This window comes from Microbulbifer sp. ABE4_465 (assembly GCF_056160765.1).
The window spans coordinates 102,102-126,763 of record NZ_JBSWXV010000002.1 but is presented as its reverse complement, the minus strand read 5'-3'; the positions used below and the strand labels follow the sequence as shown (position 1 = coordinate 126,763).

Genomic DNA, 24,662 nt, shown 5'->3' with positions numbered 1-24,662 from the left:
GCAAACAACGATAAAGTCTACGGAGAGCGCGGTGCAGCAGTTTATTCACAACCCCATCCTTCCCGGATTTAATCCGGACCCAAGCGTCATTCGGGTGGGGGACGATTTCTATATCGCCACCTCCACATTTGAATGGTTCCCGGGCATTCGCCTGCACCACTCAAAAGACCTGATGCACTGGCGACTGGTGGGCCACGCACTGACCCGGCGCGACCAACTCGACATGCGCGGTTTCAATAATTCCGATGGTGTCTATGCACCGGCACTCAGTCACGCAGACGGTAAATTCTGGCTGACATTTTCCTGCACCCATAACAGTCGCGGCGGCGCTTGGATGAGCACACCCTGCTATGTGGTAAGCGCGGAAAATATTGAAGGTCCCTGGAGTGACCCGGTCGCCATTGGTGGTGGCGGCTTCGACCCCTCGCTGTTTCACGACGACGACGGTCGCAAGTGGGTGGTCAACATGACCTGGGATGGTCGCTCGGGTCACGACAAGTTCGGCGATATCACCATCCAGGAATTTGATGCGGCCGAAGGCAAGCTGAAAGGCAAGCGGATTCCGATTTTCTCCGGTACCGAGTTGGGCTGCACAGAGGGCCCGCAGATTCTCAAAAAAGACGGCTACTACTATCTGATTACCGCCGAAGGCGGCACCGAGTGGAATCACGCGGTCACTATCTGCCGGTCCCGAAATTTGCAGGGGCCCTACGAATTGCACCCGCAAAAATATGTTCTCACTTCCCGCTTTCAGGAAGAGAACCCGTTGCAGCGTGCAGGTCACGGATTTTTTGTGGATACCCCCAACGGCGAGTGGTACCTCACCCATTTGTGCGGCCGCCCGGTGTACGATCCAGATGCCTACGGTTTCGGCCCGAAATACGCCACCGGTTTTTCCATTCTCGGCCGCGAGACCGCGATTCAGAAAATTGAATGGCGCGATGACTGGCCGTGGCTCGCCTGCGGCGGCAATGCCCCGCAATTGAAGGTGCCGGCTCCAGCACTGGCGGAGCACTCCTGGCCGCAACCGGAAGCGGTGGACAACTTCAATCAGCCGACACTCTCCTCCCAATGGCAGACGCTGCGCGAGCCCGCCGAAGAATCCTGGTGCTCACTCAGCCAACGCGCCGGTCACCTGCGCCTCAAAGGGCGTCACTACCTCGCCTCGCGTTTTGACCAGAGCCTGCTGGCACGCCGCATTGAACACCATCGCATGTGTGCGGAAACCCGCATCGACTATCACCCGGAGTCCCCCATGGAAATGGCGGGCCTGGTGGTCTACTACGACAATACCAATTACTACTTCCTCAAGATTACCCGCGACGATAATGGCAGCAAGATCGTACAACTATGCGCATCCATTGCCGGCGAATACAGCGAGCCCGGCGGCGAGGGCCAGAAAGGCGAGAAGGCGGTCATAGAGAATGACGATCCCCTGTACCTGCGTGTGACCCTGGATACCCAGTGGTACCAGTTCAGCTACTCCACCGACGGCCGCCACTGGGCAAGTATCGGCCCGCGTCTGAACAGCACGCCGCTGTCCGATGAATACGGCAACCTGATCTTCAAGTTCACCGGCACCATGGTGGGGATATTTGCCTGCGATGTGCATGAGCAGGGTAAACATGCGGATTTCAGCCACTTCTCCTATCGGCAACTGTCCGCCGATGTGCCGTCTGAAGAGACCACAAGCGCGCCGGAAACGCCGGTACTGGAAGTGGTGTCATGACCGCATCCGCCATACACCGCCTTGTCATCTTCCCGCTTTTTGCGGGAAACCTGCTGCTAGCCGCTGGCTGCAGTGACGATATCCGTATAAGCCCTGATTCTGCAAAAGTTGCCGAAGCGGCCTCGACAGAAAACGCCGCCGCATCATTACCCCAGCGCAAATTGTCCGCGCCCTTTGTACCGGAAAACACACAGCAGCTGCTGTTTATCGGTCAGGATCGCAAGTCCATCGATGGCTATGTGAATAGTGGGATTTTCCCCGCACCCGGCGGGGTGACCGCCTATATCGTGCCCATTTATGAACTGCGCAATCCCGACAAATATTTTGGCGGTATGGGGCTCGACAATGATCTGCAACCTACCGACCGCGCCGCAGACTGGGGTGGCGGCCCGGCCAATGCCTGGAAGCTGGCGAAGGATTTCCCGGATTCCGCGCTGGCGATCGGGCTCGATATCAACGAGTCATTCCGTGAAAACGGCCTGGCGGAGATAGCGGCGGGAAAATTCGACCCGGAGATCGACAAGCTCGCAGAGTTTATTCGCCTGGTCGAATCACCGGTGTTTCTGCGCATCGGCTATGAATTTGACGGTGTGTGGAATCAGGGGTACGAGAAAGCCGACGAATATGTGGCAGCGTGGCGACATATCGTCGAGCGCATTCGCAATCCAGATGAGCGCGTACACCCGGCTGAAAATACCGGTCCGCACAACGTCGCTTTTGTCTGGCAAGGATCGGCCTCCCCGGCAGACGATGCCATCGAAGGTAAGTTTGAGGGGGATATTGGCATCTGGTATCCCGGCGACAGCTACGTGGACTGGATCGGCCTCTCCTGGTTTTTGCTGATCGATGAATCCGGCATTCACGTGGATATCCCCCGCGAACAGATGGCGACCCAACGCCAGCTGGCCGATCAGATTCTGAATTTTGCCCGCGCTCACAGCAAGCCGGTTTTCCTGGCCGAAGCGGCGCCGCAGGGTTATGACCTCAAACGCGAGTTCAACGCGAATATCAATGTGATGATCGACGGCCCACCGGCGCAGGACCAGGTAGCTGTTAGTGGTGAACTAATCTGGCAACAGTGGTTTTCCCCCTTCTTCGACTATATCCAGAGCAACCGGGACATCATCCGTGCCGTGGCCTATATCAACTGCAATTGGGACGAGCAGCCCATGTGGGGCCAGCCTTACGACAACGGTTTCTGGGGCGACACGCGGGTAGAGACCAATGAAGCCATTCGCCGGCATTGGCTTGCGGAAATCCGCAAACCCCACTGGGCCCACGCGGGTGCCCTGGTGAAAACGCCAGTCGTAGATGTACAGAAAGCACAGGCAAAGGATCAGCAGGCCGCGCGATAGCGCCAGCGGCAATCAGTACAGCAATAATTCGAGGTTAGCCGAGATGGATACAAAAGCATTGGCGGAACAATTCTGGGAACAGGGATACCTGGTTCTTGAGAATTTTTTTTCGCCGGAATTGATGGACCGCTACCAGGGTTTGATTCTGAATCATTTTGGAGAGAACCCGGAGTTCGTCCACAACGATGAATTCCTGGAAAAGTCTGCCACCCAGGTCATCCCCTGGTTCCCGCAGCGGGAAGGCTGTAACGCCTTTGATATCGCGGAACACGACCAGCGCCTGCGTGAAATTACCGAAGAGATTCTGGGATCCGGCTGGTACTCCCAGTACAGCATGGTGATGTTTTCCCGTAAGGGCACCAAGGGGCAGGCGTGGCACCAGGACTGTCGCACCGACGACCCGACGCTGTTCAATGTCAATCGCCTGATCTACACCGCCGATATTACCGACGAGATCGGTGGCCAGACACTGGTGGTGCCCGGTTCGCACAAACGCGGCACTATTTCTGTTGGACCGGTAGACGAGGACTTTGCCGATCAGGTAGTGCTGAAACCCACCAAAGGTACACTGGTATTGCTACACGGCCATACCTGGCACCGGGTGTTGCCGGTTGCTGGAAAGTATCGCGTTTCCACCAATTATCGCTGTGCATCCCAGGGCACACCGGAAGATATTACCGATATCTGCGTTTACCGGAATATGCGTTATCAGTTTTCCACCAGCGAGGTCATTGAGGACCGCGCGGTAGCCAGCTGACCATCTACCCAATAGCCAACCATACAGTCAGCCAGCAACTTGAATCATTCATCTCCCCGGAGAAACCACTCCGGGGAATTGCTCCCCTTCCCCACGGGCGCGAAACCACTTGGTGATGATCACTTTTTCTCCCCGGGTCACCGGCATACCCCAGTGAATACTCTCGCCATTCGGCCTGCCGTTTTTATCCAGACTGTTCCAGATGACGGCGCGGCCGGCTCCCGGTGAAAAATTCTTTTCCAGCCGGGTAAAGCGGGTCTCGCCACCTTCACAGTCACCATTTAGGTAAATCATAAAGGTCCAGGTGCGCTGGCCCCGATCGCCGGCGAAGCGTCGATACTCTTCACTGCCCGGTTCAAAGTAGTCCGTGTGCGGTTTGAATTCCTGACCGGGTAGATACCACTGGGCCTGGATCGATTCTGAATAGGTGGGATTGATGCCGAGCGTATCGCAGATGCGCTGATCGATGGTTCGCGCCAGCGCGCTGCCCATCAACCCGAGATCACAGGTGCGACTGGTACGAAAAGCGCGATACTGATCGGCGGCATTGGTGGTCGTGGAGGGGCGAAGATGTGGCCGCACCTGCTCGATAATCTCATGACACTCCTGCGCACTAAGAAAGTGGTCCAGCTGGAAAAGTTGCAGGCGTCCACCGGTCTCCACAGGCGTCGCCCTCTTTGGGTTCGCCTGCGCGGCTTCAATTTCCGCACTCGTCGGCACAGGTGCGCGCTCGTGCATTTTTTTGGCAGACTCACTGTGCGGGCTTGGGGAGTGGTCCTGCGGGCCCGGGTTTACCGGCCAGTAATTGAGTGTCCGGGACACCAGAGAGGGGCAGAAATTGTGGCCGACTAGAATTTGATACAGCTCACCCGTGTCACAGCCGCGAGACCGGTTGATCTGAATCCACTTGCGCCAGCTGGCATCCAGCTCGGTGATTGCCATCGCTACCTCTGTGTTTATTGTTATGGTAATTCCCCGGCCCTTTTTACAAGACCCTTTTTAGAAGACCCTTTTTAAAAAAAGGGCCGGGGTGCGATTACCCGGAGCGGAACTCCGGGCTCCGCTTACTCAGACAGGATAAACCCGTTCTCTTCGGTGACCAGCGACTTGAAGTGCTCTTTGACATTGGAGTCCATTTGCACCCGGGTATCGGAGTACTTGAAGTAGTTCTGTCCGGCCTGATCCTGGGCATTGGCCCACTGGGGCTGATTGCTCCAGTCGGCGTTGATGTAATGCCAGGCCTTGGTGGAAGTACGGTTGATCTCTGCATTTTTGTTGTTAAACCACTGCAGATCGTTATGCAGCGTCACACTGCCATCGGGACTGCTGCCGGTGCTGTTGAACGGAAGCTTGAAGTCGTACTGATGGAAGAGCGCACCGTGGGGTGTGGCCTCGGCAATAAAATGTGGCAACCCTTCTGACTCGGCAATGGCGGCCTCTTCACCGGCATCGGAGTCAAACTGGGAGGAACCCACCCAATCCACATACTGCTTGCCGGGCCAGTAACCCTGCTCGGTGTTGCCAAGCGTGGCGGTGGTACGACCGGTGCCGTGGTAGGAATCCGACTGCCACACGTGCGCCACGTTATCCACACCGCGGCCATCCATAAAGGTGCGCACGTATTTGAAGGTCTCGCGGAAGTTCACATCGGACCAGCCTCCGGCATCACCGTTAAACTCATAACAGGTGCGCAGGAAGAAACGGGTATCGCCGTGCTCGTTGAAGAAGTCCGCCAGCTCTGCGAGCAGATCGTCATAGGCGCCGCCGTTGTACAGCGACGGCATCCGATCATTGCTCGGACACCACAAACCAATGGCGACAATTTCCGGGCTGTAGGTATCGATCAGCCAATCGATATTCATCTCGCCGGAACCCCAGTGGTTCTGACGGTGACCATTGTCGAAACAGCCACTGGCGGAATTACTGTTGTAGTCACCGACGCTCTTCAGACCATCCAGCCCCTTGAAGCAGTAGCTGCCGTCGTAGCTAGGCTCACCGCGAGACAGAGTGGTGTACATGGTAAAGCCACTGGGACGGGGCAGGTCTGGCTCCGCCATATAGCCTTCAATGGAGGCTTTGTCCTGCCCCACGATAAAGTAACGCTGGCCGTCTGCGGGAATGACGGGCTTACCGGCACTGGGTGTCGGCGTGGGCGTAGGAGTGGGAGTTGGAGTTGGAGTGGGAGTTGGAGTGGGAGTTGGCGTCGGTGCAGCAGTGCTGCTATTGAACGCTACGTAATCCACGTTCATCGCCGCATCACCGGCCTCGAATACCAGTGCGACCGTCGCCCCTTCGGGAATGGCCACTTCATGGGTCACGGATTGATAGTTTCCTGTCCAGGCGCCATTGCCGGAGAAATCGATATCACCCGCATCGTTGCCGTTGATTTTCAGTGAAATCTTGCCGCTGTTTTGCGACGCGAAATGGATGCTAAGAGATTCCGCGGCAGGCACATTTTCGAAACTGAAACCGGCACCATCCTGATAGATATAAGCCACACCGGCACCACCGGACGCGGCGCCATCGTTATAGATTTCCGCAACCCCAGACAGGCTGCCACCTTCCGCTTCCAGCTTGGTTACCGCCGGAGTCGGTGACGGGCTCGGTGATGGGCTCGGTGTGGGCGTAGGTGTAGGTGTGGGCGTCGGAGTTGGAGTGGGTGTCGGAGTTGGCGTCGGCGTCGGCGTCGGCGTCGGCGCACCACTACAGGATTGCGGTGTCACCGCCGGGTGCATATCCCCGTATTGCGCCGGTGAATAGTAGCCATCCACACCCGGCCCTTCGAGGCGGAATTCCACCTGGCCGCCACTGTAATCCATATTGCTGGTGCACTGTCCCGGCACGCAGCTGCTTTCGGAGTTCCACATCCACTGGCCGTTGTTGTACCCGGCAACCCACACGGTGCCGGCGGCGGTAATATTGCTGTCGTTGAATACCAGTTTGCCATTGTCGCTACACACGGATGCGGCCTGCGCATTCTCACTGGCGAGGCCGGAACCGCAACCGACCAGCGCGCAGGCGATGGCCGTTGCCAATAGTTTCGGTTGATTATTTTTTTGCATCATCGCTATGCCTTGATTTCTATTGTTATTGAAAGTGGAAAGTGCAGTGCCGAACGAGAACATCTCGTCCGGCACTGCGTTTGGGGGGAAGGTTTACAGTGAGCGCAGGAAGCGCGCTATGTTCGCTTTCTCTTCAGCGCTGAGCGCCGGAACACTGCCGTTGCCGTGGGCATCGATGGCGGCTTCCAGGGAAGTCGCGCGACCATCGTGCATAAACAGTGTAGCCTTGCCGTTGCGCTCCAGCAGTTCGACGTTCTGGCCGATCGCCCAGAGCGCCGGGGTGCGGAAGTCACCACCGGTACCCACATCCCACAACTTCATATCCGTGTACGGACGGATACTCAGATCCCGCGCCCACACCGGCGCATCGCTGCGGGTTTTCTGGGTGGGCTGGTGACAACCAGCACAACCGGCTTCCATAAACGCCACCTCGCCTTCGGCCACTTGCGGGTCCACATAGGTGTCGTAGTCGCGCACCGGTACGTGCAGGGTCTCGGTGTATTTCACCACCTGGTCGAAGGTGTTTTCACCGATGTCGGCGGGCGTCAGCCCCAGGTCGGCGGCCAGTGCGTTTTCCGATTGCTCGCGCACGGTGGCTACGGAACCGTCCCAGGTCAGGCCCACTTCGGCACCCTCGATCCACTGCAGCAGACCAACACCGAAAGTGGGCGGTGCCACAAGTGGTCCCTTCGCGGTCTGCACCACAAAGTTGGAACGACCATCGCGGAAGTGACAGTCGCCACAGGAGCCTTCGCCAGCGTCTTTGATCACAGTGCCGTTCACATCGACGATGGCTACACCACCGTCAAACCCTTCCTGGTTGGGACGGCCGCCCGGTACCTGCGGCAGGCCGTGGAAGGCGTGGTGACCCCAGATAAAGTCGTCCACATCTTTGGCAGTCTGCACCGTGGTCAGCTGCTGGGTGAAACGCGCGTTGCGCTCTTCGTCTTCCACCGGGTTACAGCCATTGGAGTGCACCATACGCACACCGGCGGGGCCGGCGAGGTTCAGGCGCGGGTCACCGGTTGCGGTGGTAAAGCCCTGCCCCAGGGTGGTGTTCTGCATGGTGTTGTACACCTGAGAACTGATGGAGGTACCGCCGGGGAAGTTATTTTGCGCCGATGGGAATGTGGCCTCCCAGCTGATGATCTGCCCGTAGTCGAAAGCATTCGCCGGCAGCGGGTAGCTGTTGACGATGTACTGCGGGCCCTGACAGTTGCCGGCACCCCATTCGAATGCCTCGATCCGCAGCGGACCGGTATTCGCATTGGGCTGGATCGCAAACTCCCCTTCACCGTCGATAAAGGTGGTGGTGTAGCGTTCCAGACCGGAGGTCAGTGAGGTGTTGTAGGGGGTCGCATCGAAGGAAACAAATTCCTCCGGACGGTCCCGGGAGTGCGGGTGCCCGTGACGCTGCCAGTTGGCGCTGGTGTAGGTCCTGGTCGGGCGATCGCGCGGATCGATGCGGTCTTCCGGGTTGTTCTCGTCGTACTCGAACAGCGCGGTGTACACCCAGTTATCTTCCGGCTCGGCATTCACGGTGCCGTAAATGCGATAGCGCAGGAAGTAGTAAAACTTGCCGTAACAGGCTCCGGGAATTTCCGCACTGTAGGGGCCCGCCAGGGTTCCCGGCAGCTCTGCCTTGTGGAACTGAATCTGGTTGTTGGAACACCACAACTGCAGGTTCGGATCCTTGGCGGAGCGCGGATAACCGTCGCCACCCCAGGGGGAGAACTGGGCGATCAGGCCTCCGCTCATGTCCGGGGTGTGGCCCGGGCGCCAGGTGAGGGTGCGGCCTTCGATATCGATGGCCATACCCATTATCCGGGGCTGCAGTCCATTGATCGGGGTTTTCAGCGCAGGTGCCGGGTGTTTCACCAGAGGCAGTTGCGGAATCAGCTGCGCATCCGCCAGCTCCCAGGTACTGAACTGGGTGCCGTTGGTGTCCTCGGCACTGTCGTCACCAGCATAGAAGTACAGCGGCTGGCTGTTGTAAGTGACGTGGTAATCGGTCACTTCCACCGCATTGCCGCAGTCGTCTTCGGTGGTGTAGGTGCGCTCGATGGTACCGAAGTTTCCGGTCACACCGCCCGCGCCCACAAGATCATCGGGGCTGGCCACGATGACTTTTGGCCAGTTATCTTCACAGCCACCGAAGCAGTTGCTGACGTTGTCACTGTCGTTCAGGAAGGTGTACAGGGCGTAGCCTTCCCACGGTGTGGCTTCGCCGCCGATCAAACGCGCGAGGCCCGCCTCACCGTTGGTCACCACCATGCCCACGGTGGGCTTGGGTGCGGGAGGTGCGACCGGTTCGCCACTGCCGCCGCCAGCGTTGTAGCAGACCGCGTCGGTAACCCCTTCACCGGGCTTGACGTTGATCTGGGAAATACACTGGCCGCCACCAAATTCGTCGCCCTGCAAACGCATTTCCAGGGTGTAGGTGGTTTCCGGATCTATGGCACCGAGGTCGGTCTCGTAGCGGTAATAGGAATCACCAGAGGCGGTGGTGTGCAGCACCTGAGCGCCCGCCAGATTGGGCGCGCTGCCCTGCAGGCCCCAGATGGCAAAGCCGCGGCTCGCACCGGCCTGCTCCGAGTGGTAGGCGATACCGCCGGTGGTGAGGCCCGCTTCAAAACCATCGCCAAAGTCTGCGGCCGGGTCACCTTCCGGGGCATCGCAGCTCGGCGTGGGTGTTGGCGTCGGAGTCGGAGTCGGAGTCGGAGTCGGAGTCGGAGTCGGAGTCGGAGTCGGAGTCGGAGTCGGAGTCGGAGTCGGAGTCGGAGTCGGAGTCGGGCCAGTGTCTTCGGTGAATTCAACGAAGTCCACATTCATCGCCGCATCGCCGTTCTCAAACAGCACCTCGACGGTGTCGCCTTCGGCGATGGCAACGCTCAGATCTGCGGTGCTGTAGCTACCGACCCAGGTGCCGGTTGCGGCAAAATTCAGATCGCCCGCATCAACGCCGTTAACACGCACGCTCAAGGTACCTGCGTTTTCCGAGGCGTAGTGCACGCGAATACCACCCGCCGCCGGCGCGCCGTTGATACGGAAGCCGGAGCCATCGGTATAGATATAGGCAACGCCCTGGCCACCGGAAGCCGCACCGTCATCGTAGACCTCGGCGTCGCCCATCAGTATCGCCGCTTCCGCTTCCACCAGGGAACCGGCCGGCGTTGGTGTGGGTGTTGGTGTTGGCGTCGGAGCTGGTGTTGGCGTCGGTGTGGGAGTCGGAGTCGGTGTGGGAGTCGGAGTCGGGCTTGGCGCAGAGGAGCCATCGCAGGCCGCCGGCACCATCGCCGGATGCATGCTGCTCTGCGGGGTTGGGGAGTAATAGCCCTCAACACCGGGCCCTTCGAGACGGAATTCCACGGCACCGCCGCTGTAATCGATGTTACTGGCACACTGACCGCTGCTACAGCTCACTTCGGATGTCCACATCCAGCTGCCGTTGTTGTAGCCACCCACCCAGACACTGCCATTGGCGGTTATGGCGTCGTCCTGGAACACAAGTTTGCCGTCATCACTACACACAGAGGCAGCAAAGGCCGGCATTGCGCCCATGGACGCGAGCCCGGCTGCGGCAATGGCCAGCTTCAGCGGCGACGGATTGCGCCGGGTTGGTGGCGGCGTAGAGGCTGCGCTTGTGTTAGCCGTGGAATTACGGCTACCGCGCAAAGATTTTCTGTTCATGGGACACCCTGTTTTTTTCGCTATTGGTTTCGGGCGTGCACTCGGTGCATCGCTTCTCATCAGCGAATCTGGGCGGCGAACAGGTTGACCGTTCCATCGGTCAATTCATAAAAATGTGGCTGTCATAAAACGCTCACAGGTGCGCTTTAAGATGGTTCAGCCGTGGCGTCTGCCGCACAGATCCAGTGCCTAGAAAACCACACTGGCGAGGGGCTTCAATAGCAAACCGCGCCACAAATTCCGCGTTCGTATCCCCCCTGCCTCAGTATCCCCAAATACCGGGTTCGAACTTCTGCAGGCCAAAACTCGCACCGCTGAGCCCAGTTGTTACGGGCGATTCAGCGATTCCGCCTGTACCGGTCATTCAACGTTCGACAAAGCCCCACCCGATGGTTCGAATCATTTTTTTATAATAAAAAGCACACCCGAACCCGCACTCGGACATCCGCCCGTCGGAATCCGAGATTTACGACTGAGCCGCTGGGATCTGACCTCTTTTGGGGCCAAATTCACGGCGATATTCTGAGGGTGTCATTCCCATGCGTTTTTTAAAAATCGTATTAAAAGAGGATTTGCTGCGGAAACCGGCGGTCTCGTAGATCTTCTGAATGGGAACCTTGTCGGGATCTTCGCGGCGCAGGCGCTGTTTGATTTCCTCAATCCGATAATGATTTACAAATTCATAGAAATTTTTTTCAAAATGTCGGTTGATGGCCTGGGATACCATCCGCACAGGATGCCCCGCGGCCTCTGCAAACTGCTCCACCGTCGCATCGGTCCGCCGATACCAGTGCTCGGATTCCATCAATTCTGTCAGCCTTTCCAGAAGTGCATCACTAAACGGTACTTCTTGCTCTGGCTCATCATCCACTTTCGGCCGGGCCGTAGTGATCCCCACAATGCGCATTCCCTGGGAAAGCCCGAATACGATCGCGGCGGTCAACAGGAACATCTCCAGAACGCTGGGGAAGTGAATAATGGTATGCCTGAGTACTGGCCAGCCCGTGAGAGGGAGAAATGGCGGCACCAGCGCCATTGCCCAGATCAGCGCAAAGCCACTGGTCACCACCATCAGCCAGCGGGGATTCACCGCATCGAGATCCCCGTAGTAGTGCTGAATCTGTTGCCGATAGTGGCACAAATGCCAGAGGGTGAGCAGTGCAAACAGGGTATTCAGGCCAAAGGCCACCGTTGCGATAAAAATATGCGGTCGCCAGAATAGAGGTTGCAGCCCCTGGCCGAATAACCCGAGCGGCTCGACCAATACCGACAAAATGAAGGCCGTCGGAAGAAGCAATAACAACGTATCGCGAATGGAGCCCCGGTAGATCAGTGACTTTACGTAGTGAAATAGCAGCGCACCGGGGAAGAAGAAAATCAACGCGAGGGCACTGAAGGCCCAGCTGCCCATTTGAGTCTCAATCCAGCGGGACAGCACCGGATTATAGGTAAGCAGAAACGCCAACTCAGTCAGCCCCACCAACAGCACAAAGCCGGCAAGGACCCGTGCGCTATGCTGGCGCAGCCGGATCTGGACCTGCGACTCGCCGCGCGCCTCCGCATGGAGCGGAATCAGTGCGCGGCTGTGTAGCAGGTAAAATAACGCGAATAAAATGGATTCGACAAAAAGAATCCATATCAATACGTCATAGCCATTGAATACCGGCTGGCTGAGCGCCGTGTAGAAGTCTCGCATTGGATATTGCCCAATAATTTATTATTTTACGGCTATCCACGATCTCGCCTAACTGTACAACGACCTGAAACTCAAAACTGGCTGCGTATCTCGGCCATCACGCGCTGGAATGCCAGGGACATTTCATGGGGCACCAGTTCTGACTGGGCTTTACCGGCCAGAATATCGGCGCTGGCCGCCTCGATTTCAAACTCAAAACCCTGCCCTTCCCGCGTATCAAAAAACTGATCAATCTGTCTGTCCAGGCGGAACAGGCTGCATTGATCTGCTCGCCAGAAATCGGGAATGGCGATATAGCCCTCCTCGCCAATAATGTAGGCCCAGTTCTGAAGCTTGCAGCGGAACGAGGTCGCGAGCGTGGCCATGGCACCCTGCTCGTACTCCGCCAGGATAACCACATCGTCCTCCACACCATTAGGCGCGAGATGCGCGCGTACGGCAATGTCCTCAGGCTCGGCATCAAGAAAATACTGTGCGATCGCTACCGGATAGATGCCCATTTCCAGCAAGCAGCCACCGGCGAGACGGTTGTCATATTCTCTGCGATCATTGGAGAAAGGAATCGGGTAGCCAAAGTCCGCTTTTACATGACGCACCTTGCCAATACGCCCTTCGTCGACCCATTGCCGGGCTTTGCGCAGTGCTGGCAGGAACCAGGTCCACATACCTTCCATGAGATAGCGGTTCTCCCGCCGGGCAAATTCGGTCAGCTCCCGGCATTCCTCCGGATTGATGACCATCGGCTTTTCACACAGCACCGCCTTGCCGGCACCCATGGCAGCAACGGATTGCTCCAGGTGGAAATTGTGCGGTGTCGCGATGTACACAGCATCCACTTCCGCAGATTCGAACAGGTCCTGATAGCCACCAAAGGTGTGCGCAATGCCGTATTGCCCGGCAAACTGGTCGGCGTTTACCTTGTTGCGCGCACCGACTGCGACCAGCTCCGCGTTGGCGGCATAGCGGATATCGCAGGCGAACTGATGGGCAATGCGCCCCGCACCGACGATACCCCAACGTACTTTACTCATCACACCTCCAGAATAATTTTGAAATTTCTACTGTGATTAAGGGGAATGTCATACCGCACAGCTGCCGGCCTCGGGGCCTGCTTTGCTATCAAGCTCTGTTGTGCGTGCCCCCTGTTTCACCCCTTTTTTTACCCCCAGGGTTTTCTCCAGATCCTCCAGGGTTTTGCCCCGCGTCTCCGGCAGCAGCCAGGCAACCAGCACGAAGCCCAGAAGGGCAAAACCACCGTAAATGGAAAAAGTACTCACAATTCCCAGGTGTGCCAGCTCCCAGGGAAACGCCAGCTGCACCACATAGCTCACTGCACTGTTGGCCACGCCGATACAGGAAATAGCCACACCGCGAATGGTATTGGGGAAAATTTCCGAGAGCAGTACCCACATAACCGGGCCGAGAGAAAACGCAAAAGAGGCGACAAAGCCGAGGATGCCGATTAGAACCAACCTGGCATTCACATTGATGGCCTGCTGCATGAGGGCACTCTGGTGGGTGAGATATTCCTCCTGGGACAACACCGATTTCAATGCATTCTTGAAAGACACATCGTCGTCATAGCGGACACCGATTAGCGGCGCAAGCGCGTCGCTTTCGGTCAGGGCGATAATCTCACTGGCGTTTTCTCTTGGCAGCTCATAGCTGGCGCGACTGAAGCTGCCGGCGCAGATCGCCATACTGATGACCACACCGGCCAGCCCCATCAGCATCAGCGGCTTGCGGCCCAGGCGGTCGATCAACGCCATCGCCAGCAGGGTAAACACGATATTGATGATGCCTACCCATACCGCCTGTGCAAATGCTGCATCAGTGCCCACACCACTCTGTTCAAAAATGGTGGGCGCATAGAAGTAAACCGCGTTAATACCGGTTATCTGTTGGGCAATGCCGACAATCAATCCCAGTACCAGTACCAGTCGCAACGGGCGACTGAACAACTTGCGCACCGCCTGCCAGAGCGCATCGCGCCCGCCGGCCACCGACTCCCGGATACAGCCAATCTGTGTCTCCATTTCCGTGCCGGACATCAGGCGGGAGAAAATCGACCGCGCTTCCTGTTCGCGCCCATTCAGCAGCAACCAGCGCGGACTTTCCGGGATAGTGTGCAGCAATACCAGATACATCAGCGCCGGGACAATTTCGATACCCAGCATCCAGCGCCAGGTATGCGCATCCAGGCCCAGCGATGTCACCCAGGCCGCACTGCCCGTACTCAGCTGCAGAATAAGGTAGTTGGCAAAATAGGCAGCGGAAAAACCGAGCATGATATTCAGCTGGTTGATCGACACCATGCGCCCGCGGGACCTGGCCGGTGAGACTTCGGCAATATACATGGGCGCAATATGCAGCGAGGCAAAGGCCAGGCCGCCAATAAAGCGGGCAAGCACCAGTAGAAAATAGGTGGTCGCCAGTGCAGAGCAGATTGCGGACACCACATACAGCGCGGCGATCAACTTGAGTACAGTGCGTCGGCCAAAGCGATCTGCCATCGGGCCGGCGAGAAAAGACGCGATGATGGCGCCGAGGGTTGGCGCACTCACCACCATGCCCTGCTGGAATTCATTCAGACCAAATTCGATGGCCGTGAAGCCGACTACGCCGGAAATTACCGAGGCGTCGAAGCCGAATACAAAACCGCCCAGTGAAACAATCAATGCGTAACGCAATGCCTGCGACATAACAGCCTCGTTCTGGTTTTTATTATTCAAAAAAAAGCGGCTGCCCATTTCTGGGCCGCCGCAAATATCAAGCTAAAGAAATAACACGTAATACAACATTTGACTGAATACAGGCACCCGAAGAGAGGGGCGGGCGCCCGCATCATTGCCGATATTAGAAGCTAGCGCGCAGGCCCAGTGCATAACGTGCTCCGAACTCCTGAGCACTGTACAGCTGATTGACGAAGCGTCCATGCTGACGGAAATCTTCGCCGGTCACATTCAGACCTTCGAGGAAAACGGTCATGGTGTCGCTAATATCGTAGCTGGCACTCAGGTCCCACTGGCCATAGGCTTCCGTGAAAATGGGCTCGTCTGGTGCACGCAACTGATCGGTAGATGCCAGGAAGTCATCGCGCCAGTTGTACGCCAAACGCGCCTGGAAGCCATTTTTATCGTAAAAACCTACCAGGTTATACGAATCGCTCAGGCCATTTAGAGCCAGCTGCTCTTCAGTTTCAAACAGGTCGTACTCGAGGTCACCATCGACAAGGGTGGCATTCGCCTGTACACCAAAGCCGCTCTCACCCAGCATATGCTGGAACGCCACTTCGATGCCTTTCACCTGTGAATCACCTTTATTGACCGGCGTAGTGATCAGCCAGTTAATATCCGGAGAATTCGGAACCACGGTTCCGTCACAGGCAGCAACATCTTCGCCGGTATCACTACAACCACTGCCGAGGTCACCCTTGCTGGGATCGGTGTAGGCAACACCATCGGCGTTGTACAGCTTGCCAGAGGTAGTGTCGTTGGAAACATAGTTATCCACGAACTTCTGGAAGTGCCCGATGGAGACATAGCTACCCTCGGCGTAATACCACTCCAGCGACAGGTCGAGATTGTCTGCAAGATACGGCTTCAAATCCGCATTGCCCTGATACGCAAGATAGGGACCACTCGGGCGGCTGTTGGCGATGTTCACCGCCGGGCGCAAAGCCGTAAGGTCCGTGCGGGTCAGACTGCGACCAACAGAGGCGCGCGCCACCAACTCTTCGGTAATATCCAGACGCACATCCAGGCTCGGCAGGAAGTAGGCATAGTCACCATCCAGCTGGGTGACGCCATACTCCGCATCATCACTATACTGCGGGCGCAATTCGGTCAGGCTTTCATAGCGGAGGGCGTAAGGTGTAACCTGGCGGGTTTCACCGGTCACATCCGTCGCCTCATAGCGCAGCCCCGCTACCGCGGTTACCGGCATGTCTGCAATTTCAGTTTCAAAATTGAACTGGGAATATGCGGACGTCGTTTTTTCGCTTACGGTGTTATACACCTCGGGGTTGAAGGTAAAGCCGTATTCTTCCTCGATTTGACCGTACATCGATTTTACGTCGAACTTGAGGAATTGCGGGAAGAGCGCTTCATTACCACTAAACGCACTGCCGGTACCGGCGCTGCTGATGAAAGAAATCTGATCGAGCGAAGGATTCCAGGCACGCCCCAGGGTGGTCATATTCATGCGCCAGGTGGTGTCGTACTCAAAGTCCACATAGCCAATACCGAACTGGGCGGCAGTCAGCACACTGTCATTGCTGTTCACCCAGTTAAAATCAAATTTCGCCTGATCAATGGTGTTCAGCACTTCGTTACCACGACCGATCACCAGGTTGCCGCCAACACTGGCGAGGTCGTACTGCTCACCCTTGGTGGCACCGTCATAGAGGTAGTGCACATCGCCATCAAAACCGTTTGCGGCCATGGAATCAGGGTCATTGAGAATCGGCAGATCGGTGCCCTGCCCGTAGTCCACAGTGAACTGGCCCGCATAACACTGCTCATACGTCTGACAGTAGAAATCCGCGTTGCTAAGTAGGATGGACTTCTCAGACAGGTTGCCTTCCGGCTGCGCATGAGAAGTGGAGTGATGAATATCGAAGCTGGCAGTGAGGTTGTCGCTCAGATCCCACTCCAGGTTGAAACCGATGGATTCGTTTTCGGTTTCAAGCTCATCAATGTAACCGATAAAGTCGGTACCACCAGCACCATTGACGATCTGGGCAATGGTGCCATTTTCATCGGTAGCACCGGTCACCCAGTTACCGAACCAGTGTGCCGTCTGGTAGCGCTCGATGTCGTCCTGATATTTGGAGTAGAAGTAATCGACACTGGCAACCGCGGTATCGTTGATTGCGTACTGGACCACAACCTGGGCATTGTCACGCACGCGCTCGTGGTGGCTCTGATCCATATTGTAGTTTTGCGGCATCCAGATGGTGCCATCGGGGTTTTTGCTGCGATCGATCGCGGAGTCGTCAATCGCGCCGCCGCCACATGCGTCGGTGGAAGTGCTGAAACCGAGCTCACAATTGCCGGCGGTCTGACGCAGCCAACCATCGCTCGCGATGATTTCCTGTGAGCTGTCGCGTTGGGAGTGTGACAGCGCCGCAAGGACACCCAGCTTGCCGTCGAACAACTGGGTAGAGAACATACCGGATACTTCCGGGGTGAAATCATCACCCTGTACATTGGTCGTATCGCTGTTGGCCTTGACGCTAAACGCAGATTTGTAGCCGTCGTAATCGAAGGGCTTGGCAGTGCGCACATCAACAGTGGCACCGATACCGCCGGATGCCTGCTCGGCACGCGCGGTCTTGTAGACATTTACACCCACCACAGACTCTGGCGCGATCTGCTCGAAGTTGAAGCTGCGGTTCTGGGTACCGCCGGCACCTTCCTGCTTGGGCGAGTCGGCAAACGGCATATTGCGGCCGTTCAGGGTAACAAGGTTAAAGCTGGGACCAAAACCACGCACGGTGATCTGGTTACCCTCACCGTTTTTACGGTCAATGGAAACACCGCTGATACGCTGCAGGGATTCTGCCAGGTTGGTATCAGGGAACTTGCCGATATCTTCCGCGGAGATCGCGTCCACAACACCATTGGCATCGCGCTTGATGTCCGCCGCCTTTTCCAGTGAACCGCGGATGCCGGTCACTACAACCTCTTCCAGCGCCTCGACACTCCCCTGTGCCAGAACAGCACCAGAGTTCACCATCGCAATTGAGATCACCAGGGGTTTCAGGCCCAAAGTTGTCTTCTTCATCGTTATTATGCCTCCCGAATAGGCTTTATTGTTTAGAGAGTACCACCCTTTGGAAAGGGCGTTATTCTGCGCCAAAATGAAATCGTTTACATTTTGTGGGCGACCGATTCCCGGGAACCCGTTCGGTACAGCCAATGACCGGCACACCGGGGGTGAGATCGCTAATTCAAGACCCAGATTGGGAGAGAAACTCGTTGCGAGAAATCAGAGGTGATATTGCGCATCATCTTCTCCCACCTGGTCAGTTGCCAGAGCTCTTATTGTTTTTGTTGCGCCCTAGAAGAGCGACAGATTCAGATTACCCAACAATGTAAACGTTTACAATACGCTGTTTGAGAGTCCGCCCGGGCGCGGAGTGCCGCTCCACCAGGAAACATAAAGATATTGCTGCGCATTGGCGTGGGTGCAAACTTCACATAATACTTTTGCCGTTTCGCGCGGCAAATGCTCAGGAAAAATCCTTGGAAATATTTTTCGTGAAAATTTTCCTATCGAACTACACCGACTAATTATTGGGTCAAATACAATGCAGAAGTACATGTATAACCGCTCCGCGATACCCCTGTTTCCCAGGGGTTTACCGGTGGAGGCAGCCTTAAAACAAGAGCGCCCCGGACTTCCATCCAGGGCACTCAGGGGCAGCAAGGTTTCCAGGCAATTTCTGTAAATTAACAACAAATACCCATCGAATCCCTCGCGTGCTTTTCCAGTGTGATCACCTATAGCGTTTCGATAAATGCCCGCACCGCTGACTGCTGCGAAGCGCTCAGGCTGTTATAGGCACTGCGCGCGCTGGCGGCATCACCACCGTGGCGCTGAATTGCGTCCCCTATGCTGGTCGAGGCACCGTCATGCATATACAGCAGCGCACGGCCATTCTTTTCCAGCATACGGATATTGTGCCCCAGTCCCCACAGCGCCGGCGTGCGGAAATCGCCCTCACCGAGATCCCAGACTTTCATATCCGTATAAGGCCGCAAGGTGAGGTCACGCAGATGCGTTGGCGCATCGCTGCGGGTCTTTTGTACCGGGGTGTGACAGCCGGCGCATCCGATATCGTTAAACAGCACATCCCCTTCAGCAACGCCCGGGAGGTCATAGCTGCCGGGGTTCCGCGCGGGCACAGTGAGCACCTCTGTGTAGGTAGTGAGCAATTCCAGTACCCGGCCCGGAAGCGCATCCGGGTCAACACCGTGGTCGGCCACCAGGGCATTGCGCACCTGTGCGGCGACGGTATTGGCGGAACCATCCCAGCCGAACCCAGCTTCGCGGCCTTCGATCATTTCCAACAGTTTTACACCATAAGTGGGCGGCGGCAGGCGTGGGCCTTTTGCAGTCTGGATAACTTCAGAACCGCGACCATCGCGGAAGTGGCAACCACCGCAAGTGTGAGTGCCGATTTTCACCTCGTCGAAGTCCGTAGAGCCCTGCTTGTTCGGGTCAATACCATGGAACAGGTGGTGCCCCAGCAGGAAGTCATCGACTATGTCTTCCGAGTGCAGCGTGGTCACCGGTTGGGTGAAAATCGCGTTGTACTCCAGGTGCGAATAGGTGCCGTTGTCGGACAGCACCATGGAGGTACTAGCCTTGCCCGCGGGATTCAGTCGGGGATCGCCATAGTTTCCCCACCCGAGGCCCACGGTGTAATAGGAGAAGTCATTGTAGGTTTGGGCACCAGTGTTGCCCGCCACCGCAGAAATCTCGAATTGAATTACTTGTCCGTAGGAGTAGACACCGCCGAAGCCCGGGTTCTGGGTCAGCGCGAAGAACTGCTGCCCGTTGGGTCCGCCCGCGGTGTTGCGCATGGACTCGTTGCGGATAACGTTGCCATCCACATCAAAACCCACCTGCACATTGCCCGGTGCATCATCGATCCAGATGTTGTAGCGGTCGAGATTTCGCAGCAGGTCGTTATTGTGCTGTGCATCCAGGATTGCGGCGGTGGTGCCGTCGTGGGATACCGGGTGACGGAAGCGCATCCAGTTGGCGGATCCATCGGTAAATGACGGGTAGTTGTGCGGGTCTACACGACTGCCTTCGGTGGTGAACAGCCCGGTCCAGATCCACTGGTGCGCCGGGTTGTTGTTGAGTGAATGGCTGGGGTGCAGATAGCGGAAGAAGTAGTTGTAATCTCCACTACAGGGTATCGCTGCGGAACCACCAGTAACGGCAACCTTGCTAAAGGTCATGTTGCCATCTTCGGAGCAGTGCATTTCCAGACCGGAATCCCCATTGCCTTTTACAATCTGCGGGCCCCAGCGCCAGGTGAGCTGACCGCCACTGATATCGAAGGCAAAGCCATGGGAAGTGGGCGCGGCACCATTGATCGGGGTGCGCAGTGCCGCGGGCGGATTAGCGCGCGGGGGCGGGCCAACCTTGTGATTGGTCAGCGAGTTACTGGTCCAGTCGAGGTGGGCAAAATCCGGATCCGTGGGTTCGTCCGGGTTATCAGGATCGTCGGGATCACCCGGATCTCCAGCGCCGCTACCATCCCACTCAAAGGTATAACGGGGAAAGTCGTCCGCCGACATACCCGGCACCTTCAGTTGCGCGGTGTAGCTCTGCCCCGCCACCAGGTCGGTGTGCTCCCGCTCCCAGCGCCCACTGGAAAGGCTCGCCGAGTAGCAGCCATTTTCCAGGTCTTTACAGTTGTAGAAGGTGCCGCCGGTCGGCCAGCCAGGCTGCGCCTTGAAGGAGTAAATCGCGGAATTTGCACCGGTCGCAATCACCGCAAAGTCGTCACCGACCGGCTCATCTGGCGCTGCGGCGACTTCGATAAAGCGGCTGTCCTGCGCAGTGTCATTGTCGTCGTCGGTGGCGACCACGCGCAGGCCATAGCTGCCCTCCGCGAGGTCGTTCAGTGTCCAGGTGTACGGGGTATTGCTGACCATGCCCGCGGAGGTTTCACTGCCCGCACCAGGCGCAGAGTAAAACAGTTCCAGGTAGCTGACGTTGCCATCGCTATCACTGGCGGTCGCAGACACGGTCATGCTTTCGCCGGCCACCAGCTGACCCTGGGGCTCGGCCAGAGCAACGCTCGGCGGTAGATTGCCCCCGGAGCCAGAACTGGAACTGCTGGAGCCGGGACCGCTTCCGGAGCCGCCGGAACTGGATGAGCTTGAGGAACTGGATGAGCTTGAGGAACTGGACGAACTGGAGGAGCTCGACGAGCTGGACCCGGCCGTGGAGAACACCACGGTTTCCATCGGTGATATGTACTGGCCCGTCGCATTATCCTGCACTTTCAGCTGAATCTGGTACTGATTGCCATCCACCAGGCCGCTCACCGGTCGCTGCCACTGGCCATCTTCGAGTGTGCCGGGCACACAGTTACCGCCAAGACACACGTAGTTCCAACTGCCGGTCCAGCCCTGGTCGTCGAAGTAGATAATGCCATCGCTGCTGCCCGTGGCCTGAATACCGGAGGCGGCATTGGCAACCAGCGGCATACCGCACAGTAGTGCCGCGGCCAGGGCACCCTGCCGGATCCCACGAGCCAGATTGGGGGCACATGATTGTGTTGAGGCGCGCACGGACGTACGCGCAGCCGGGCTTCGAGCCCGGGAAAAGGCTGTAATCATTTTCTCTCACCTGCCGTAATATTTATTGTTTTACTGCTTGTATTGGCCGGCAATCGCAAAAAAGTCGGCACCCGGGACTGGCCCGGATACCGCAATCGACGAAAAACCATCCTGAGAGAATGAAGCACCACGCTTTCAGAGACTTCGGGCAACTCGCACAGGCATTTGCGTGTCGCCGGCATAGTTAAGCTACCCGCAAATGTAAACGTTTACAACAGCGGGGCGTAAAAGTCATCGAAACCGGGGAATCGCAATAATCTCCATAAAAATTTCCACACAAACACTTCAAATAGCGCATTCTGCATAACCCTGTTGCGGTGCTTCTTTCCGCTAAATACAGCGGACTTCTCCGCGCCGAGCTTGCGGGCCTGCAACACGCTTCAAGTATTCGCTCCTCTAATCCCACGGCCGGCTGCGCCACCTAAACACCCTCTACCTGAGCAGGTGCCCTGTCGATACCAATATGGAGATGAAAACGTTACCATTCAGACCTTGTGCGAATTCGGGAGGACACACGTTGAACCCCTGATTGACACAGCCCTTATTTAACACAGCATCAGGTAATCCGGTGTCCATAAAGAAAGTCGCCAAACTCGCCGGTGTTTCCACCGCTACCGTCTCCCGCTACCTCAACAGCCCGGAACAGGTAAAGGAAAAAACCCGCAACAAGGTGCAGTCAGCTATCAACGAAACCGGCTATGCCCCAAATTCTCTTGCACGTAATTTCCGCCGAGGCAAGACCAGCCTGATCGTGGTGGTACTACCAGCAATCGGCGACCCTTTCCTCGACAGGGTGATGCGTGGAATCTGGCGGGTAGCAGATGAACAGGGTTACAGCATTCTTATTCGCGATACCCAGGCCAATTCCCACGACTTTGATGAATACACCGATATAGTGTTCTCCAAGCAGGCCGACGGCATCCTGCTACTGGCCAGTATCTCTCCGTTTCGTGAGGCCACTGCCAACCAAGGCGACAGGCGTGCGCACCCACCACTGGTACTGGGGCTCGAAAGTGTTAACGAAGAATTAAGTCAATTTCCGAGTGTACGGGTAGACAATGTGGCCGCCGCTGCCGACGGTACCGAGTATCTGATCCAGTTGGGCCACCAGCGCATCGCATTTATCAGTGGCAAACGCGATTCCCTGCTCACCAAAGACCGCGAGAAGGGCTTCCGCAAGGCCATGCGCAAGGCAAAGCTAACGATATCCGGAGACTGGTTTGTGGAAGGAGAACAATCCATCGATGGCGCCCGCCGTGCTACCCGCCGGTTGCTCGACCTCGAGCAGCGCCCCACCGCCATCTTCTGTGCCAACGACGAAATGGCGCTGGGCGCCATCCATGAGATCAAGAGCGCCGGGCTGAAAGTCCCCAGGGACATTTCCGTCATAGGGTTTGACGATATTCGCTACGCTGAAATCGCTGACCCCCCCCTGACAACGATTGCGCAGCCGGCGGAGGAAATTGGTGAGCGCAGCATGCGCCGCCTGTGCCAGGCCATTGATGGGAGCGATGGGGACAGCACACCCGAGATGGTTCCGCACAGTCTGATCGTCCGCAAATCCACAGGAAAAGTACCAGCGTGACTCTACCTCCCCCCCAATAGTCACGAGCATTTTGCACTGTGTCTCAATCAGGCTGTTTTTTACGCGCTATTCCCACACATCACGGCTAATTCAACGATTTTTACACTACAGTTAAAAACAAGTAGCCCAATTGCACTTGGTATTGAAGCCATCTCGCCATGGGGCAGTCACAGGTGCTATCCGCCAAAGCCGCACAACAAGCAGCAGCGTAAGCGTATAAGTAGTAGAGGTCGTCACCATGAATACGCATTTGCCGGTCAAACCCGAGAGCTCTCTCAAGCCCGCCATGCTCACCACGCAGCACAAGCCCGAGCAAGACCGAGTGGACTCAAACACCAAGATAGGCAAGAGCGCCAGCAACCTGAGTCTGCGTTACCCGAAAGATTTGGAACGCTGCTTCGTCCTTGGGAACAACTAGAGCCCCGGGGACAACTGAAGCACCGCACGGCGATAACCAGCGCTCGCGAATGCTGCGTTGAAGATACTTCCACCTTCTGAAGTTCGAGAAGCAGCCATGGCCGCAAGCCCTCTGAGAATCCTCGCCATTTCCGGCAGCCTGCGCAAAAGCTCGTTCAACAGCGCCGCATTGGAAACCGCCGCCGAGATTGCCGGCGACCAGGCCGAGTTCACCTTTGCCAACCTCGCTGGCATCCCCCTTTATGATCAGGACCTGCGCGACCTGGGTGTACCGGAGGCGGTACAGACCCTGAGCGATCAGGTACTGGCGGCCGATGCGATTCTGTTCTCTACCCCGGAATACAACTACTCGGTGTCCGGTGTGCTGAAAAATGCCATCGACTGGCTCTCCCGCGTAGACCCACAACCCTTTGCTGACAAACCCGTGGCAGTGATGAGTGCCAGTATGAGCGCCTTCGGCGGTGCACGGGCACAGTACGACCTGCGCCGGATCCTGATTTATCTGGATGCGCACTTTGTGAATAAACCGGAAGTGATGATCAGCTTTGCCCACAAGAAGTTTGATGAGAGCGGCAAGCTGACAGATGACGATACCAGGAAGTTTATCGGTGACCTGGTTGCTGCACTGGGAACCTGGCAGCACCGCCTGCGGGCTGGAAAAGCCACCTGAGGCGCACCAGGCAAAGGAATAGATACTCGGTACCGGTCACAATTTTTGGCCGGCACCGGTATGACTGATCAGGCAGGTACGCGCTGTGCCTCTTCCTCCGCTTGCTTGCCTCCGTCGCGGCGGTTCCACCATTTCTCGTGGAAGTAGAACGCTACGGTATTACAGGCGGGCTCGATCAGGGCCAGGGCACTACCCACCCAGATATCACCGGTCAACGCCCAACCCACCGTGAATGCAACGGCCATATGCACCGCGGCAAAACTACAGGTCTTGGTCATGGCTTGCTGTTTCATAGGGAGTACCTCGTATACCGTGCGCTTGTGAAGATTACAC

14 protein-coding genes are annotated in these 24,662 nt (G+C 57.0%); 5 read left to right on the top strand and 9 right to left on the bottom strand.

Features of this window, described 5'->3' with window-relative positions; translation table 11 throughout:
- Window positions 1-31: 31 nt before the first annotated feature.
- Genes ACXAG1_RS04205 through ACXAG1_RS04195 form a run of 3 tightly spaced genes read left to right on the top strand, consistent with a single transcriptional unit; the run spans window position 32 to window position 3,841 of the window.
- Window positions 32-1,729, top strand: coding sequence for a glycoside hydrolase family 43 protein (locus ACXAG1_RS04205; protein ID WP_475119019.1), 1,698 nt, complete (start codon window positions 32-34; stop codon window positions 1,727-1,729).
- A complete protein-coding gene (locus tag ACXAG1_RS04200) occupies window positions 1,726-3,084 on the top strand; it encodes a glycosyl hydrolase (protein ID WP_475119018.1) in 1,359 nt (452 codons plus the stop codon). Before ACXAG1_RS04205 ends, ACXAG1_RS04200 begins: the two co-directional genes overlap by 4 nt.
- A gap of 43 nt (window positions 3,085-3,127) precedes the next feature.
- A complete protein-coding gene (locus ACXAG1_RS04195; protein ID WP_475091605.1) occupies window positions 3,128-3,841 on the top strand; it encodes a phytanoyl-CoA dioxygenase family protein in 714 nt (237 codons plus the stop codon).
- Between the two features lie 48 nt (window positions 3,842-3,889).
- On the opposite strand, the gene ACXAG1_RS04190 is transcribed toward ACXAG1_RS04195, so the two are convergent.
- The 8 genes from ACXAG1_RS04190 to ACXAG1_RS04155 form a co-directional block, all read right to left on the bottom strand.
- Window positions 3,890-4,783, bottom strand: a complete 894-nt coding sequence (locus ACXAG1_RS04190) for a prolyl hydroxylase family protein (protein ID WP_475091604.1) — start codon at window positions 4,781-4,783, stop codon at window positions 3,890-3,892.
- Window positions 4,784-4,905: 122 nt separating this feature from the next.
- The gene (locus ACXAG1_RS04185) at window positions 4,906-6,906 is read right to left on the bottom strand and encodes a hypothetical protein (RefSeq protein WP_475119017.1); all 2,001 of its coding nucleotides are present in this window, start codon (window positions 6,904-6,906) and stop codon (window positions 4,906-4,908) included.
- Window positions 6,907-6,996: 90 nt separating this feature from the next.
- On the bottom strand, window positions 6,997-10,593 hold the full coding sequence (locus ACXAG1_RS04180) for a di-heme oxidoredictase family protein (protein WP_475119016.1): 3,597 nt from the start codon (window positions 10,591-10,593) through the stop codon (window positions 6,997-6,999).
- Between the two features lie 466 nt (window positions 10,594-11,059).
- Window positions 11,060-12,289, bottom strand: coding sequence for a helix-turn-helix domain-containing protein (locus ACXAG1_RS04175; protein ID WP_475119015.1), 1,230 nt, complete (start codon window positions 12,287-12,289; stop codon window positions 11,060-11,062).
- Window positions 12,290-12,360: 71 nt separating this feature from the next.
- Window positions 12,361-13,320, bottom strand: a complete 960-nt coding sequence (locus ACXAG1_RS04170) for a Gfo/Idh/MocA family protein (RefSeq protein WP_475119014.1) — start codon at window positions 13,318-13,320, stop codon at window positions 12,361-12,363.
- A 48-nt stretch (window positions 13,321-13,368) separates the two neighbouring features.
- Entirely contained in the window at window positions 13,369-14,991 is a 1,623-nt protein-coding gene (locus ACXAG1_RS04165) for a sugar porter family MFS transporter (RefSeq protein WP_475119013.1), read from the bottom strand.
- Between the two features lie 154 nt (window positions 14,992-15,145).
- Window positions 15,146-18,076: a TonB-dependent receptor gene (locus ACXAG1_RS04160; protein WP_475119012.1), complete on the bottom strand. Its 2,931-nt coding sequence runs from the start codon at window positions 18,074-18,076 to the stop codon at window positions 15,146-15,148.
- 719 nt (window positions 18,077-18,795) lie between these two features.
- Window positions 18,796-21,657, bottom strand: coding sequence for a di-heme oxidoredictase family protein (locus ACXAG1_RS04155; protein WP_475091597.1), 2,862 nt, complete (start codon window positions 21,655-21,657; stop codon window positions 18,796-18,798).
- A gap of 568 nt (window positions 21,658-22,225) precedes the next feature.
- On the opposite strand from ACXAG1_RS04155, the gene ACXAG1_RS04150 reads away from it, so the two are divergent.
- Both ACXAG1_RS04150 and ACXAG1_RS04145 read left to right on the top strand, forming a co-directional pair.
- Window positions 22,226-23,242 (top strand): LacI family DNA-binding transcriptional regulator, encoded by a 1,017-nt coding sequence (locus tag ACXAG1_RS04150; RefSeq protein WP_475119011.1) that lies wholly within the window; start codon window positions 22,226-22,228, stop codon window positions 23,240-23,242.
- 514 nt (window positions 23,243-23,756) lie between these two features.
- On the top strand, window positions 23,757-24,329 hold the full coding sequence (locus ACXAG1_RS04145) for an NADPH-dependent FMN reductase (protein WP_475091596.1): 573 nt from the start codon (window positions 23,757-23,759) through the stop codon (window positions 24,327-24,329).
- Between the two features lie 68 nt (window positions 24,330-24,397).
- On the opposite strand, the gene ACXAG1_RS04140 is transcribed toward ACXAG1_RS04145, so the two are convergent.
- Complete coding sequence (locus ACXAG1_RS04140) at window positions 24,398-24,622, bottom strand: DUF2061 domain-containing protein (RefSeq protein ID WP_475091595.1); 225 nt, start codon at window positions 24,620-24,622, stop codon at window positions 24,398-24,400.
- Window positions 24,623-24,662 lie beyond the last annotated feature (40 nt).